General features: G+C 38.8%; 14 protein-coding genes and 1 other annotated feature (1 of these 15 cut by a window edge). Of the genes, 5 read left to right on the top strand and 9 right to left on the bottom strand.

Annotation, left to right across the window (positions count from 1 at the left end):
- Positions 1–138, bottom strand: a binding site (T-box leader); it reaches 73 nt to the left of the window's first position.
- A 42-nt stretch (positions 139–180) separates the two neighbouring features.
- The 3 genes from thiI to ezrA form a co-directional block, all read right to left on the bottom strand.
- Positions 181–1,401 carry a tRNA uracil 4-sulfurtransferase ThiI gene (gene thiI, locus SH603_RS03885; protein ID WP_003666641.1) on the bottom strand — a complete coding sequence of 407 codons (1,221 nt, stop codon included), beginning with the start codon at positions 1,399–1,401 and terminating at the stop codon, positions 181–183.
- Positions 1,402–1,422: 21 nt separating this feature from the next.
- Positions 1,423–2,571 carry a cysteine desulfurase family protein gene (locus tag SH603_RS03880; protein WP_169473410.1) on the bottom strand — a complete coding sequence of 383 codons (1,149 nt, stop codon included), beginning with the start codon at positions 2,569–2,571 and terminating at the stop codon, positions 1,423–1,425.
- Positions 2,572–2,794: 223 nt separating this feature from the next.
- Positions 2,795–4,498 carry a septation ring formation regulator EzrA gene (ezrA, locus tag SH603_RS03875; protein ID WP_321534118.1) on the bottom strand — a complete coding sequence of 568 codons (1,704 nt, stop codon included), beginning with the start codon at positions 4,496–4,498 and terminating at the stop codon, positions 2,795–2,797.
- Between the two features lie 390 nt (positions 4,499–4,888).
- Here ezrA and rpsD point away from each other — a divergent pair, with 390 nt between their 5' ends.
- Positions 4,889–5,494, top strand: coding sequence for a 30S ribosomal protein S4 (gene rpsD / locus SH603_RS03870; protein ID WP_003666632.1), 606 nt, complete (start codon positions 4,889–4,891; stop codon positions 5,492–5,494).
- On the opposite strand, the gene SH603_RS03865 is transcribed toward rpsD, so the two are convergent.
- The 5 genes from SH603_RS03865 to yaaA form a co-directional block, all read right to left on the bottom strand.
- Positions 5,482–7,218 (bottom strand): IS1182 family transposase, encoded by a 1,737-nt coding sequence (locus SH603_RS03865; RefSeq protein WP_321534117.1) that lies wholly within the window; start codon positions 7,216–7,218, stop codon positions 5,482–5,484. The two genes, rpsD and SH603_RS03865, sit on opposite strands and share 13 nt — an antisense overlap.
- Before the next feature lie 213 nt (positions 7,219–7,431).
- On the bottom strand, positions 7,432–8,766 hold the full coding sequence (locus SH603_RS03860) for an NCS2 family permease (RefSeq protein ID WP_169473160.1): 1,335 nt from the start codon (positions 8,764–8,766) through the stop codon (positions 7,432–7,434).
- Positions 8,767–8,994: 228 nt separating this feature from the next.
- Complete coding sequence (frc, locus tag SH603_RS03855) at positions 8,995–10,329, bottom strand: formyl-CoA transferase (protein ID WP_321534116.1); 1,335 nt, start codon at positions 10,327–10,329, stop codon at positions 8,995–8,997.
- Positions 10,322–12,055 (bottom strand): oxalyl-CoA decarboxylase, encoded by a 1,734-nt coding sequence (gene oxc / locus SH603_RS03850; RefSeq protein WP_321534115.1) that lies wholly within the window; start codon positions 12,053–12,055, stop codon positions 10,322–10,324. The genes frc and oxc overlap by 8 nt, the downstream gene beginning before the upstream one ends.
- A gap of 115 nt (positions 12,056–12,170) precedes the next feature.
- Positions 12,171–12,920: a peroxide stress protein YaaA gene (yaaA, locus tag SH603_RS03845; protein ID WP_169471184.1), complete on the bottom strand. Its 750-nt coding sequence runs from the start codon at positions 12,918–12,920 to the stop codon at positions 12,171–12,173.
- Positions 12,921–13,172: 252 nt separating this feature from the next.
- Here yaaA and SH603_RS03840 point away from each other — a divergent pair, with 252 nt between their 5' ends.
- Positions 13,173–13,916, top strand: coding sequence for a fructose permease (locus SH603_RS03840; RefSeq protein WP_169473157.1), 744 nt, complete (start codon positions 13,173–13,175; stop codon positions 13,914–13,916).
- A 24-nt stretch (positions 13,917–13,940) separates the two neighbouring features.
- Positions 13,941–14,348: a VOC family protein gene (locus tag SH603_RS03835; protein ID WP_321534114.1), complete on the top strand. Its 408-nt coding sequence runs from the start codon at positions 13,941–13,943 to the stop codon at positions 14,346–14,348.
- A 220-nt stretch (positions 14,349–14,568) separates the two neighbouring features.
- Here SH603_RS03835 and SH603_RS03830 read toward each other — a convergent pair whose 3' ends face one another.
- A complete protein-coding gene (locus tag SH603_RS03830; RefSeq protein WP_113896672.1) occupies positions 14,569–14,844 on the bottom strand; it encodes a hypothetical protein in 276 nt (91 codons plus the stop codon).
- Between the two features lie 133 nt (positions 14,845–14,977).
- On the opposite strand from SH603_RS03830, the gene SH603_RS03825 reads away from it, so the two are divergent.
- The gene (locus SH603_RS03825) at positions 14,978–15,466 is read left to right on the top strand and encodes a YueI family protein (protein ID WP_321534113.1); all 489 of its coding nucleotides are present in this window, start codon (positions 14,978–14,980) and stop codon (positions 15,464–15,466) included.
- 3 nt (positions 15,467–15,469) lie between these two features.
- Positions 15,470–16,774, top strand: a complete 1,305-nt coding sequence (locus tag SH603_RS03820; RefSeq protein WP_169473156.1) for a replication-associated recombination protein A — start codon at positions 15,470–15,472, stop codon at positions 16,772–16,774.
- Positions 16,775–16,825 lie beyond the last annotated feature (51 nt).

The raw sequence follows: 16,825 nt of genomic DNA, 5'->3' as shown, positions 1-16,825 counted from the left end.
ATGAACCGGACATACCTACTATTAATTTCAGTATATCAGCTCCCGAACTACCTTCATAAAGTTTAACTAATCCTCTCTCACTATCAGGATCTCGCTTTTTAGGTGCCGCTTTACTACTCTTTCGGTCAATGCTTATTAAAGTGTATCATAGCTAAATTATCAAACCTCGTCAAGGCCTAATTAAAGTAATTCAGCAAAAACATCTTCATTTTGATTTAAATAATCTTCACCAGGATGAATTTCCGTAATTTCAATCCCATCAAGAGCTCGTTGCATTAGTCCTTCAATATCAAGTCGTTTTTCGTATTCACGAGCCCGCTCAACGTTTGGCCGGGTTTTCGGCGATGGCGGCGTAAAGACAGTACAACAATCTTCATATGGAAGAATCGAAAGGTCATAAGTATCAATATCTTGGGCAATTTTAATGATTTCAGTCTTATCAAATGACAATACTGGTCGCAATACCGGATAAGAAGTTACATCATTAATCGCTAGCATACTTTCCATTGTCTGAGAAGCAACTTGACCTAATGATTCACCATTAAAGATAGCCAGGCCATGACGCTTAATCATTAAGGCAGCTGCCAACCGAAGCATCATCCGCCGTTGAATTGTCATTAAGTAACCTTCAGGAACTTTTTCCTTGACTGTTTCTTGAATTTCAGCAAATGGCACCTGAATAAACTTAATACTTCCACTATATTTTGCAAGCCGTTCAGTTAGTTGCTTGGCCTTTGCTAAAGCTTGGGGACTAGTATATGGCGGACTAAAGAAGTGAACCATTTCCATTGAAACACCACGCTTCATCCCAAGGTAAGCAGCTACTGGTGAATCAATTCCCCCAGACATCATCATCATTCCTTTACCAGCAGTACCAACTGGCAAACCACCGGCACCCTTAATCGTTTCACTTGAAAGGAAAATCCCATTAAGACGGATCTCAACCCGTAAAGTCAGGTCTGGATGGTGAACATCAACTTTTAATTTATCAGGAAACTTATCTAAGAGGTATCCTCCTAGCTTGTTGTTCATTTCAAAGGTATCAATTGCAAATTGGTGATCTGACCGACGAGTTTCCACTTTAAAGGTAATTGGTTTATCAACTTGTTCAGCGATCATTTGCGCTGCTGCCTCTGCAGTCGCTTCAAATGTCTTATCAACTTTAATTGATGGAGAGAAGTTTTGAATCCCAAACACTAACTTCAAGCGATTCATTACTTGATCATAGTCAGCCCCATTTAATTCAACATGCAACCGATCACGTTGGGCATGCACCTTTACCTGGTCAAAGCTATGAAGGGCCTTTCGTACGTTTACCCCTAAACGATCAATAAAGGACTTTTTATTATGTCCCTTTGTCGAAAGCTCACCATAACGAACCATGATTTCTGTATATTGCACGTTATGTCCTCCTTTCAGATTTTATTCAATAATTTTCTTAAAGCCAGCGTATAATTCATCAAATGCTTTATTAAACTGATCAGCTTCTTCAAGGGTATTTTGATCCCCAAGGCTAATCCGAACTGCACTTGTCGCAACATTTTCTGGAACTTTCATGGCAGCTAATGTTCCGGCTTCGGAATGCTTTTTAGACGAGCAAGCACTAGTAGTTGAGATATAGATATCCTTGTCTTCGAAGGCATGAACAATCGTTTCACCCCGAACTCCTACAATCGCAAAGCATAGTACATGGGAAGCGAAACCTTGATCGCGGCCAGAAATCAATTTTACATGATCAAATTTACTTAAATGGTTGTAAATTCGTTCTTTGACTGCTTGTTCACGTTTTACTGATTCTGCCTCATTTTCTTTTACTGACCGAATTGCTTTTGCCATCGCAACATTACCTGGTGTATTTTCTGTCCCATTTCGTAGTGTCCGCTCTTGGCCACCACCAGCAATCAAGGGTTCTAACTTACGACCGCTCTTAACGTAAACAAAACCAGTTCCTCGTGGAGCATGAAATTTATGACCAGAAAAAGTGGCAAAATCAACGCGATCACTAAATACTTGGTTATCTAATCCTTTACCAATAGCCTGAACAGCATCCACCATAAAGTGAATATTTGGATAATCTTTAAGGATTTCTCCCACTTCTTTAATTGGCTGAATCGTTCCAATTTCATTATTAACGGCCATGATAGACACTAAAATAGTATCTCGGCGAATAGCGGCTTTAACATCAGCAGGATTGATCCGTCCTTCTTTATCAACCGGGAGATAAGTAACCTCAAATCCGAAGTCTTTTAGTTGCTCCAATGCATTTTTTACAGCCGCATGTTCAACACTGGTCGTAATAATGTGCTTGCCAAAACGGTGCTTAGCCATTGCAGTTCCTTTGATTACCCAGTTATCTCCTTCAGAACCACCACTAGTAAAAATAATCTCACTAGGCTTAACCCCGAATAGCTTTGCGATCTGCTGGCGTGCCTGCTCTTGAAGGTTCCAAGCATTTTCACCAAAATTATGTAAGCTGCTTGGATTCCCCCAAATCTTTTGACTCACAGTTTCGTATGTCGACAAAACATCCGGTAGTATCTTTGTCGTCGCACTATTATCAAAATAGATCATACTAATTTCCTTCCTAAAAATAATACACAGGGTTGTTACAAATGGGTAACCTACTCTGATTATGATTTCAACAGTATAGGATAGGCTACTGCTGAAGATTTCGACTCTTCTTAAAACGGTTTTATATTATAACAGAAAATTAGCTATTAGGCATTAATTATCACTATCATTAATAATGAAAAGAGGAAATCAGGATCCTTTGCCTAATTTCCTCTCAAGTCTTTTAATTTTTACCAATTTCACGATAATAAGTATCTTCAATTCGTTTGTAGCTACCAGGTTCAATCTCCTCTAAAACTGTCGCAATTGCCTCTAAACTTGCTGTGTAGTTAAATTGCTTAAAAAGTTCTTGGGATTTTTTAGCGGCTGCTGCAATCTTTTCGTTATCACTAAACCGGTTCGCATATTGTTGGAATCGTTCAGTTAATTCCGCACTATCCCGAAGAATATCAGTCTTGTCATTTAATGTGTCTAGGTCTGATTCAACGATAATTAGTTGCTTCGTAATTTCATCCATATTGATCTTATACTCATTCAATTCATCAGCTAACTTTTTAATCTCATCGCTGACACCAAAGAAGTAATCTAAGTAATCTTTAGGTAAGCCAGGAAGGTTCAACTGTTCTACTTGCCGATGAATTGTACGAATTTGGGTGGAATATTTTTGAAGCATTTGACGGGCGCGTTGCTCATCGGTCTGTAATTTAGCAACTTCATCGTTAAGTTTTTCTTGGCTTTTTTCAATTTCAGTCAAGTTCTTTTGGTTAGACTTTTGTCGATCAAGCACCTGACTATAAACAGCCGTTTTATTGGCAACTGCTTCTGTGTCATCACGATACTGCTTAATAATCGCTTTAATTTGTTCACCAAGTTCACGAACAGTTTCTTGTTCATGATTAGTAAGTGTGTAATTCAAACTTAACCGGTCTAATTCTACACCAAGTTCGTCATTTTGCCGTTGAGCGTGTTTTGTGAAGTCCTTCATCACTTCAATCAAATGAACAGCTTCATTCTTAGCATCAATTTCTTTTTGCATTACCCCGTATAAGTAATCAATCTGGTCACTAAGATCTTTATTAGATTGTTCCACAACATCTAATTGTAAATTGTTAAGTTGGTCAATCGTCTGATCCAGTTTAGCTTGGAGTTGCTCAATTTGCTTATCAATATTTTTCTCCGTAAAGTGGAAATTTTGCTTTACAAGTGTCTCATAACCACTTTTTAGCTCGGATAATTGTTCTGGAAACTCAGTTGCAATTGGCTTATAGAGCTGAGGAATCTTCTTAAGGTCTTGTTCAAATTTGTCGTTTTCAGATTGCAAATTGCTTAAAATTTCTTGAGCCGCCTCAATATCGCCCTTATTAGTTAAATCAGTAAATTGCGCGAATTGATCTTCCAATTCATTTAACCTGCTATTTAACTGCTTTTCACTGTCTCCATATTCGAAGCTCTTCTCATTTAGTTGCCGGTGGAATTGACGATATTTATTTTTAATCTGCTCGACCGCTTGCTTATGGGTATGTTGTTGTTGCCGAAGATGCTGCAAGTCTTTTTGGATCTGCTGAAGAGTTGTCGTTAACTTTGCTAAATCTGCTTGCAGGTCACGAATCTGAATGTTGATTGTCAGTAACTTGCTCGTCCGTGAATCTGCTAACAATTGGGGAGCTCGTTTATTAAAGGCCGTAATTGCTGGTCGCACTTGTTTTTCATACTTGTTTTTAATTGTTTCGAATTGCTTTTTAGCATCCCCGATTAGTTGCAATTCTTCAACATTTTTGATCTGCTGGTCAACTTCTTGATCCGCTAGCTTTTTCTCGCTTTCCATTAAGTCGTTGATCTGTTTAACAGCTCGTCGTTGATAAAAATATACGCAAGCTAATATTGCTACAACAATAATTAAAATACCAATCAATACTTGAAAAACCACTTTTTCCACCTACTACTTTTTATTGTTTATTGCTCTTGCACAATAATTATCCGTATAATCCTATTCAAAATTATAGCATACCACAATGAACGTGCTTTAAAAGATATGAAAAAACATCTACGTTTAATAAACTTTTATATTGTTCATCATTCTGCTAAAAAAGTTACGAGGTTTCTAAAGAAAAGATTGACTTATTATTACGAACCGTTGTACACTATACTTTGTGTAAAATAATGCAGCAGTGAGGAGCAAGCTCGTCAACAGACTGGTGCCAAGCGGTGTTTTTAGTAACCCGGCTGCTAGGGTGAAAGATTCAAATCAGCCTGCACGAATGCCAAGCTCACAATCGGATTATTTTACTCCAACTAAAATTATTGGAGGAATTTATTTATGTCTCGTTACACTGGTCCAAGTTGGCGTGTTTCACGTCGTCTTGGCGTTTCACTTTCAGGTACTGGTAAAGAATTAGCACGTCGGGCTTACGCTCCTGGTGACCACGGTCGTGATCGTCGCGGTAAGCTTTCAGAATATGGTACACAATTACGTGAAAAGCAAAAGCTACGTTTTATGTACGGTATGACTGAACGTCAATTCTCAAACCTTTTCGTTCGTGCCGGCAAGATTAAGGAAGGTACTCACGGTGCCAACTTTATGGCATTGCTTGAACGTCGTCTTGATAACATGGTTTACCGTCTTGGTTTAGCTACTACTCGTCGTCAAGCTCGTCAATTAGTTAACCACGGTCACATCACTGTTGATGGGAAGCGTGTTGACATTCCATCATACGAAGTTAAGGTTGGTCAAATCATCGCCGTTCGTGACAAGTCTAAGAACTTAGACATCATCAAGAACGCTGTGGAAGCTGTTGTTTCTCGTCCTTCATACGTTGACTTTGATGCCGACAAGCTTGAAGGTAAGCTTAACCGCATTCCAGCACGTGAAGATATGAACGCTGATATTGATGAAGCTCTTATCGTTGAATTCTACAACAAGTAATCACTAGGTATTACTTGTTGGTTCAACTCTAAAAAAGGAGGCTGGGAATTAACTATTAAATTCCTTCCTCTGAATATTAAAATCCGAACCATAATTTTTGATTTTCCAGAAATTATGGTTCGGATTTTTCCTTTTTTAATTAATTTTGTCCCTGCTTGAGCTACTAACTTTCCCAATTTTGTTAAATTCATAGCCATTAGTGTAAATCCGGTGTCATTTTCCACAGCGCGTTGCCCACGTAAATGTGTTCGGCGTACGCCAAAATCCCTCTTCATGTGACCGAAAACGGGTTCAACATCGTACTTACGTCGACGATAAATTGCCTTACCTTCGTCACTTGAGAGGGTTGCTTTAACTTTAGCTTTATAGTAATTCCAAGTTGGATTAACTTGCATATAGCGTTGACGTCCACTTGGTGTTTTCGCTAATTGATCTAATTGTACTGATAATTGATGTTTATCTGCCCGATAAAGTTTAAAATCACGTTTAAATCCATATTTATCAATTCTTCGACTGTAACGATAAAAACTAAAACGAACTCCTAGATGGTCAATATAATAATCATCTTCGGCATTATATTGCCAGTTTTGTGATTTAGTTGGATCAGTTTTGTATTCTCGTTTCTGTTCCTTTTGGTAAGTCGTATATGGAATAACAGGCTGTTTTTCAAACTGATCAATAATTGTCGTGTAATTATATTCACTACCATACCCTGCATCAGCCACGATATGATCAAAGAAATCTAAAGAATGAAATTGAGCAAGAAATGGTACTAATGTTCTAGTATCTGTCGGATTAGAATATAAGGCATAATCAAGAACAAATTGATTGTGGGTAGCGATTTGTAAGTTGTATCCAGGTTTCAATTCTCGGTTTTTCATTGGATCTTCTTTCATACACATGAATGTGGCATCATGATCTGTTTTTGAAAAGCTATTGCGGCCCTTAAAAATATCTTCTGCTTCTTCATACTTATTAGCACGAGGTATAAAGTCTTCTTTTAATTGTCGATGAATCTTTTTTAAGAAACGGCGTCGTCGTTTCTTAACTGAACCACCCTTGATTACTTTAGGTTCTTGAGCTATTTCTTCATTCAATTCACTGATTTTATCATCAATATTTTCAGCCATAAGAGCCATTCCATTAGCGGTTTCCACTAGTTCTGGACTCATCGCTTTAACTACCCGTTTTTCGACTAAATCTTCGTAAAGTTTGATTGTTTTTTCTTTTAATTTTGCATGATATTTTTCAACAGCTCGACGCCAAGTAAATGAATACTTATTGGCATCTGCCTCAAGCTTTGTCCCATCAATAAAGAAAGCATCACCTTGAATTAGTCCGTGATCCTTTAATGCCATCGTAAAGTACACAAAAGAACGTTTGATTAAATTATTAGCTTGTTGACTTTGGCGAAAATTATTAATTGTATGGTAACTATAGGTATGATCACGTGCCAACCAACGCATTGGTAAATTCCCTTCAAGCATCAACTCAATTTTCCGACCAGAATAAGTTTGACGTGAATAGGCAAATAATAAAATTTTAAGCATAATCGCTGGATGAGAAAGTGGGCGACCGGTAGTCGCTACTTTGTCATCCAATAAAATTTCTTGTGGAATCGAATCTACAAAAGCATCAATCATACGTACAATATGTCTTGATGGAACATTATAATCATAATTTAGTACGAATTCTGTTTGCACTGTGATATAATTTTGATACATGAAAATCGCTCCTCTTTGTTTGTTTTTAGGGGTAATTACATCATATCAGGAACGATTTCCTGTGTACATAAAAATCCGTACAATGAATCTTTGTAGAATTCATTGTACGGATTTTTATTTTCAACTAGGAGTTTTTCCCCGGCCTCTTTTTATGTATCACTCTAAACCAAAACGCCCTAAGATCGTTTAAGTTCAACAATCTTAGGGTGTTTTTTATTTCGGCAAAACATTCAAAATATACAGCAATGCAATAAAAACAAAGAACATACTCCACATCACAACGTTTATTTCTTTGCGGCGTCCTGCGGCAACCATTAAGATCGGATACGTAAGAAAACCAAATGCAATCCCATAAGAAATGTTATAAGTTAGCGGAATTCCAATAGCAACCAAGAATGACGGCAGTGCAATTTCAAATTTATCCCATTCGATATCTTTCAAGGCGGAAACCATCAATACTCCGACCACAATTAAAGCAGCGGCGGTCACTTGAGTAGTAACAACTTCGAGTAAAGGAGAAAAAGCCATACTTAAAATAAAAAGCGTTCCCGTTACAATCGCAGTCAGACCTGTTTTTCCACCAACCGCAATACCGGCTGAGGATTCAACATAGGCAGAAGTTGGAGTCGTTCCCATTACCGCCCCTCCTAACATCGAAAGCGAATCGGCCATTAAAGCACGACCAATACGGGGCATTTTATTATCTTTCATTAATCCTGCTTCTTGGGCTAACCCAACTAAGGTTCCAGCAGTGTCAAAGAAAGCTACCAATAAGAAGATTAAGACAACAGCCCACATCTTTGGATCAGTCATTGTTGGCAAGAACTTAATTCCCACCCCAAAAGTTGGTTCTAAACTAGGAGCCATTGAAATTAGATGATCCGGCATCTTAACCAATCCCGTTAATAAGCCAAGAAGCGTTGTTGCAACTAAGCCGATAAAAATTGCTCCTGGAACCTTTTTGACCATTAAAATTGCAATCAAGAAAATCCCAAAGATTGTAATCCAGGTTGTAGGAACTGTTAGCGATCCTAATTCAACTAGTGATGATTTACTTGAAACAATGATTCCACCACCCTGCAAACCAACAAAAGAGATAAATATTCCTATCCCCGCAGCCATTGCGTATTTCAAGTCTTTAGGAATAGCATTAATTACAATCTCCCGCACTTTAAGGAAAGACAAGATCGTAAACAAGACAGAGGCAACAAAAACACCAGCCATTGCCTTTTGCCATGGAATTCCCATTGCTAATACAACCGAATAAGTGAAGAAAGCATTATCACCTAATCCCGGAGCAATCGCAATTGGATAATTAGCCAAAATTCCCATCAAAAAACATCCAATAATTGCTGATAAAGCAGTTGCAGTAAAAACCGCCCCTTTATCCATTCCGGCTACTCCTAGTACGCTTGGATTAACAAAAAGAATATAGGCCATTGAAACAAAAGTCGTCAATCCAGCTAAACATTCTTGTTTAATATTCGTATTATTCTCTGACAAATGAAAAGTTCGGTCGAAAAAGTCGATTGTTCGTGTTTCTTCCAAAATACACACCCCAAATAAATATTATAGTGCGATTATTGCATATAATCATCTAATTTTCAACACCAATATTCGTTTTATATCACAAATAATTCTAAAAACAACCTAGAAACTAATATAAATATCCGCAAAAAGCGAACAATGCAGAAAGCTAAGATAGCTTTAAAGATGTAAAAGAGACCGAAAAATTCAATTTTCCGATCTCTTTTCTCTTATCAGCATAAATCACAGTTAATCCTTAATAACTTTTGTCCGCGGATTATGAGGCTTTTCTACTTTTGAGATTACGCCCTTAGCTACTAATTCTTCAATTTGTTCCGGATCATAACCAAGCGAAGATAGAATCTCCTTATTATTTTCACCAAGATCTGGGGCACGTTTATAGGTTGGCTTATAGTTTGACATCGTAAACGGCATCCCCACTGTCTTAAATTCGCCGCGATTTTCTCCCTGATTAATCTTAACCAGGCTACCATCTTCATTTAAATCTGGATCATTTTCGAGTTCATGCCAATCTAAAACCGGGCCGACTGGTATACCAGCCTCTCCAAGTTTTTTAGTTAACTCATACTTATCGTAATTCTTGGTATACGATTCAATCAAGGGGTAAATTTCTTGCTTATGGAGCTGGCGATGTTCCCAATCCTTAAAGCGTTCATCAGTAGCCCATTCAGGATGCCCCATCATCGTATTAGCAATTGTCTCCCAGCTTTTGTTTTTATTTTGAATAACAATATAAACATAGGCATTAGGATCCGTTCCCCAACCTTTTGCCTTATAAGTCCAGCCAATCACTTGTCCACCTTCACTATTTTCGGACCTAGGAATTGCTTTTCCCCATTTATAGTTAGGATAGACTGCATAAAATGGCAATGCTCCGAGATTATCTAACATCAATTGTTCCCGCAATTTAATTCGACAGAGGTTAATAACCGCATCCTGCATTGATTGATAAACATAGCTCCCTTTACCAGTGTGCTCTCGTTGTAGCAAAGCAGCTAAAATTGCAATCGTTAAATGCATTCCAGAGTTAGAATCTCCTAATGCAGCTGCTGACTGTGTTGGGATATTTGCACTTCCTTCATTCCATCCCGTTGCTGAAGCCGCACCACCAGCAGATTGCGCAACAGGTTCAAAGGCTTTTACATTGGCAAAACGTGATCCCTTATTAAATCCTTTTAAGGAGGCCATGATTAAACGTGGATTTAATTCGTGTACTTTTTCCCAGCCAAAACCTGCCCTAGTCGCCGCACCAGGCCTGATATTCTCCACAAAGACATCAGCCTTCTTGAGTAAGTCATACATTATTTTTTGACCTTCTGGGGTTTTAATATCAAGAGTTAATGATTTTTTATTTGCGTTTAATTGTAAATAATAAAGGCTCCATGAATCTTTAATATCAAGCAGCTCATTACGAGTTGGGTCTCCGGTATTAGTCCGTTCAATTTTAATCACTTCCGCTCCTAGCCATGCTAAAAGCTGAGTAAAGGAAGGCCCCGATTGAACCTGTGTCCAGTCCACAACTTTAATTCCTTTTAATGGTGCATTTTCACTTTGTTCAGTCATTATGATGGCTCCTCTCATTTTCTTCAAGTGGTTGTAAATTAAGCTTTGGATTTAGATTCCCAATATGGCCAGATTCTTTTCCCATCGATGGTGCAATTTGAACATTAATAATATTTGGGCGTCCCGAGTCAACAGCTCTTGCAAAGACATTTTTCATCTCATCGTAATTACTTACAAAATAATTATCGCCACCAAAGGCCTTAGCCATTAAATCATACCTTGCAGTTGGATCAAGAGTAGTTGGCCCAAGTTGATTGGGAACAACTTGGCCGATCCCGTTATAAATTCCGCCATTATTGATAATAACGACCGTAATCGGCAACTTATATCGACAAATCGTTTCAATCTCCATCCCATCAAAACCAAATGCACTATCGCCATCAAGCGCAACAACATGTTTTCCTGTTTCAACCGCCGCAGCAATTGTATAACCAAGGCCAACGCCCATGACACCCCAAGTTCCCGTATCGAGCCGATGACGGGGGAGCTGCATTCCAATCATATCGCGTCCAATATCAAGCGTATTAGCCCCCTCACTGACTAGATAGGTGTCTGGGTGTTGTTGGAAGTATTCAGCAATAGGCGCAATCGCTCCATAATAGCCAAATTTTTGTGCTACTTTACCATTAGCAATTCGTTGCGCAAACTTTTTGTCATTTTTCTCAGTATCTTGCGCAATTTGCTCTAACCATGCTTCTGGCGCTTGATATCCAGTTGCCAATAGCGCTGGAACCAATTTACCAAAAATCGACTTAAGATCTCCTTGGAGCGGGGCGCTAATTGGCTGTGAGGAATCAAACTGCGTGGCATCGATGTCTAGCTGAACAAATTTTGCATGCGGGTTAAATTGTGGGGCATCCCCATATGAAAGCATCCAGTTTAAACGGGCACCAATTACAATTACTACATCGGCATTTTGTAGTGAAAGAGAACGAGCCACTGCATCAGAATGAGGACTATCATCTGGAATTAGCCCTTTTGCCATCGACATTGGCAAAAATGGAATATTCGTTTCAGCTACTAATTGTTGCACTTGTTTTTCGGTCCGATCATAGGCAGCTCCTTTTCCTAAAATAATAAGGGGCTTTTTGGCATTCTTAATTAAATCAACCGCTCGTAATATTGCTTCATCATTAGGTACCTGTTTAGGGGCGGGATCAACTAACTTATAAACTCCCAAATTAGATTGATCAGCAGCATCATCTTCTTGAACAATTGTGTCAGCTGGAATATCAAGATAAACACCACCAGGGCGGCCTAAAACTGCTGTCCGAATTGTTCTTGCAACAGCTAATCCCATATCTTCTGCTCGATCAACCCGATAAGCTTTTTTGCAGAAGGGTTTCGCCGCATTATATTGGTCAAGACCTTCATAATCGCCCTGTGATAAGTCAATAATATGGCGTTCAGACGAACCTGAAATCATAATCAACGGAAAACAATTCTTAGTAGCTTGAGCTAAAGCTATTAATCCATTCAAAAAACCGGGTGCTGAAACAGTTAATGCAACGCCAGGTTTTTGCGTTAAGTAACCAGTTGCCGCGGCGGCATTAACTGCTGAATCTTCACGGCGAAAACCATAATATTTCATTCCGCGTAATTCAGCGAGCCGCGCTAAATCGGTTACCGGGATTCCAACTATTCCATACATCCGGTTAATATTATTCTCTTGCAAGGCCTTGATTAATAAATTGGCACCTGTCTTATTTAAAGAATCGCCTACCATAATTTGACTCCCTTCTATCATTAAAAATTTAATAGAATCAGTGCACTGTTGATAGTTTTGTATACAATTCTTTTATAAGACAATTCAAAAAGATTGGCAAATAATATGATTACTTTTACTTTACTAGTTCGAAAACTAATTTTTCATCAGTAGACAGATCTTCCCGAAAATGGTAACCGCCGATATTAAACTGCTTGACGCCTTCAATTGTTTGAATTTGATTTTCTGCTAAATATCGCACCATATTCCCACGAGCCATTTTAGCTAATGTTGCTTTTTGTTTTATCTTTCCATCTATTTCTTCGCCAAAAATACATTTGATAAATCGATCTTGAGTTTGTAGATAAGGAGTAATTGCCTTTTCGTATTCGACCGAGGCTAAGCTAATTACTAAATCATTATTTTTATAGAGTTCACGATAAAGTTGTTCTCCCCAAAAGTCATAAAGATTCTTATATCCATTTACTGGCGCCATGTCACCCATCCCTAAGCGATAAGGTATTATTCCATCAAACGGCCGTAAAATACCATAAAATCCTGATAATATCCGTAAATTGTCTTGAACGTATTTCAGCCCATCATCTGAGAAAACACTTGGCGCCATATATTGATATTGCAGACCAGTAAAGGCAATAATTGCTGGCGTCAGCTTTCGTTGAAGATCCATTTGTTGGAGCCATTGATAATTTTTCATCGCTAAACGCGAGCTGCAATTTCCCCATACTTTGTGTAACTCATCATAAGATAAACTCCTCATCCACCCTAAAATGTCTTTTGTCTGCTGAAGAAATTTCGGCAAATCTTTGTAAAGTAAGGAGTCGGTATCAACTTGCATTGTTCGTGCTGGAGAAATGATTATTTTCACATATCTCATCCTTTCAAAATTTTTTTGTAAGCTTTTTCAGCTAATTGGTCTAATTAGATTTATGTTTCCTACGCCCACTTAATGATTACGCTTTCAGTAAATCGTTTCAATAATTTTGGTATAGGATAAATCCCGTCATTTCAGCTTGTGAAGCGCTTGACAAGCTTTTTTGATGGTTGTAAATTAATTCATCGTAGAGAGAAAGTGAATAACTTCACCAAATGATTGGTCAAGTTGGAAGGGAGAATATAAATGGAACAAGAAAAAGTTCCAGTACAAGGTCAAGTTGCCGAGCGAACAATTTCATTAACTGCTAGTTGGGCATACTTTGCACTATCAATTGTTATTAACTCAATGGGGAACGTCCTAACACTTGTTACAAGTTCACACGTCCACCCACAATTTCTTGGCTCCGCTTATTGGACAGCCGCAGAAAACAACCTAGGGATTGCCGTTTTAGGGAATAATTCAATGACCCTTTTCTGGGCTTTCATGGTCTTAGGGATGTTAACTTCTGTCCTCAACGCAATTTTGATGCATAAGTGGGACTGGCGACGAATTGGTGGTAATTTTATTTTCATGTTGCCATTTTCTATTTTTATCCAGTGGTTCTCTGACATCTTTAACCGAATTATGCCGGACGCCACTACTTTACCGATGATTATCCCATATGTTTTCATTAACTTCTTAGGGGTTGCTTTCATCGGAACCGCCATTTCAATTTATCAGCGTGTCAACCTCGTGTTACACCCCGCTGATGACCTTTTCCAAATTATTCGTTTCCGTTATTGCCATGGTAACGCAACAATTGCGATGTGGTTATCATACATTCCACCAACAATTATGGCAATTATCGCTGCATTCATGCAAGGCGGTATTTATAACTTTGGATTAGGAACATTATTTGCCCTTGCCTTCCAAGGTGCAATTACTGGTTGGGCAGACCGTTATATCTTCCCTAAATTAAAGCACCAAGCACTTGATATTGGTAATTAAAATTTATACAGGAGTGATTTTATTATGGCATTTAACAAGAGTTTAGCAGGTTACTTTGACGCTGTACAACACATTGGGATTCCAACCGATGATATGGCAAAAACAATTGCTTTTTGGGAAAAGCTTGGTTTCAAAAAGCTTGGTGAATTTGATACTGATGACCAAGGAAATGAAGTTGTTTTCATGCAATATGGCCACCTCACTTTAGAAATCTGGACTGGTGACGGTGCCGTTCACGAAACAGGTGCTATTAACCACATTTCCCTTAATACTAGTAATGCTGACGCGGCTTTCAAGGCTGCTAAGGCTGAAGGTTTCAAACTAAAGGACGATGAGGTTCAACACCTTGACTTCTGGGATAAGGGAATTAAGTTCTTCAACATTGAAGGTCCTAACAGTGAAACAATCGAATTCTGTGAAATTGTAAAATAAAACACCAAAGGGGAGTGGAAAATAATCTCCTCGACAAGGCGGTGGGCTAAGGATAGAACGGTGATTGGCACGGCACAGGCTGATTATCGTTCGTACTTAGACTCAAGCCTTGTGATTATTTTCCACGTTATCTTACTATTGTTCATAAAAGCAGTTGAGGCTGAGAGAAAACAAAAGTTTTCTCCCAGCCTCGCCTTTTTATAAGATTTTTTAATTAGACCTATGATTTTTTACCACCATATTGATGTGGGCGGTATCCATTATAAAATTGAAAAATGGCAAGAACAATGTTAGTCCAATTCATCAACCGAAACCAAGGAGCAATTCCGCCCCCGCCATTGCTGGCAGCGTAAAACGTCCAAAAGCCAATTACTACTGCCACTACATTTATCCAGGCAAACGTTCTTGACATCATCCGATTATTAAGACGCGCAATTGTCCAGACTAGATTGACAATAAACCAAAATGCTAAAACCCAAAATACTGCACTAAACATAATAATCACTTCCCTTATATGTTAGCCTACTTTTGTTTTTTCATAGTCATGATATAACAAAAATTATAACATTATCAAGAAATATAGTTTTCTGCATTTCGTGTTACAATTGCATGATAAGGAGGCGTTCAATATGTCTGAACAAGAAAAAAGTGCTGCTCAACAGCGAATCGACAATGCTGTTTACGGTACACCAAAAATCAAGCCTGATGAACAGCAAAAATACCTCGGAACATTCCGTGAACGCGTCTGTCTAACAATTAGTGTTCAAGAACTACATGAACAAGATTGGACACCGGCATTAACTGCCGAGTTAGATCGTGGAATTGGCAACCTTGTTTTTATCAACGGTAATCTCCCTCACGACGAAATTCATCCATACATTCAAACTGCTGCTAAAGATAATGCTCAATTTACATTAAAAACTGATCCGGAATATAAAATTGACCCAGATTCATTAGCAGTTGTCGTAGCGGCAAAAACAGTTGTTTACCAATCACCAGTCGACGTCAAAAAACGATATCCCAATCTGGTAAATTCAAATAATAGTACGACTGAAAAAAACAATGATCAACATCAAAGTTTTTTCCACCATCTCTTCCATAGAAAGGATCGTGGCTAATATATGCAACAACCACTTGCTTATCGAATGCGGCCGCGAACGTTAGATGAAGTGGTCGGTCAACAACACCTTGTCGGACCAGGTAAAATCATCTCACGCATGGTTAAAGCAAAAATGCTTTCTTCAATGATTCTATACGGTCCTCCCGGAACTGGTAAGACCAGCATTGCTAGTGCGATTGCTGGTTCAACTAAATATGCTTTTCGAAAACTAAATGCGGCAACTGATACAAAAAAGGATTTACAAATCGTCGCAGAAGAAGCTAAGATGAGCGGAACGGTGATTTTACTACTCGACGAAATCCATCGATTAGATAAAGTAAAACAGGATTTTCTTCTTCCGCACCTCGAAAACGGACGAATTATCCTTATCGGGGCGACAACAGAAAATCCATATATTAGTATTAATCCCGCCATTCGCAGTCGGACGCAAATTTTCCCAGTTCACCCACTTTCAACTGATGAAATGAAGACCGCTATCCAGTGTGCATTAGTTGATAAAGAACGCGGTCTAGGTAATCTACCATTAGTCCTTGAAGAAAACGCTGAGGACCAACTAGTAGCAGCGACCAATGGTGATCTTCGAAGTGCCTTAAATGGATTAGAACTTGCTGCCAAATCAACTGATCCAAGTGAAGATGGGAAAATTCATCTTACGCTACCGATTATTGAAGAAAGCGTCCAGAAAAAGGCGCTATCCGCTGATAAAGATGGCGATGCTCATTATGATGTCATCTCAGCCTTTCAAAAGTCTATTCGCGGGTCAGATACTGATGCGGCACTCCACTATCTTGCTCGGTTAATTGAAGCTGGCGATCTTCCTATTATTGCACGGCGCCTAATGGTCACAGCCTACGAAGATATTGGACTTGCGAATATGCCTGCCGTGCAACGAGCTGTTACGGCAGTTCAAACTGCAGAACGAGTGGGCTTTCCAGAGGCACGAATCCCCTTAGCAGATGCTGTTATCGAACTATGCCTGTCACCAAAATCCAATTCGGGAATTAATGCAATTGATGAAGCTCTTGCTCAGGTCCGTCAAGGTGGCTTTGGTGACGTTCCAGCTCACCTTAAAGATGCCCATTATAAAGGAGCTGCTAAGCTAGGGCACGGGATAGATTATGCTTATCCTCATGACCACCCTCAAGATTGGGTAGCTCAGCAATATTTGCCTGACCGAATTAAAGATGCCCAATACTACCAACCCAAAAATAATGGTCGTTTTGAAGCTAGTTTGGGCCGACAATATTGGCAATTACGGAAGGCTCAACAGCGTACTTTACGAGGTAAACATCATCCGAGCAAATAATTGCACCAACCACTTAAAAATGCTATTATAAAAGTGAAAATTCTGTAGTGT

The sequence above is a fragment of the Limosilactobacillus reuteri genome (assembly GCF_034259105.1).
Classification (GTDB): domain Bacteria; phylum Bacillota; class Bacilli; order Lactobacillales; family Lactobacillaceae; genus Limosilactobacillus; species Limosilactobacillus reuteri_G.
This window is presented reverse-complemented; position numbering and strand designations above follow the sequence as displayed.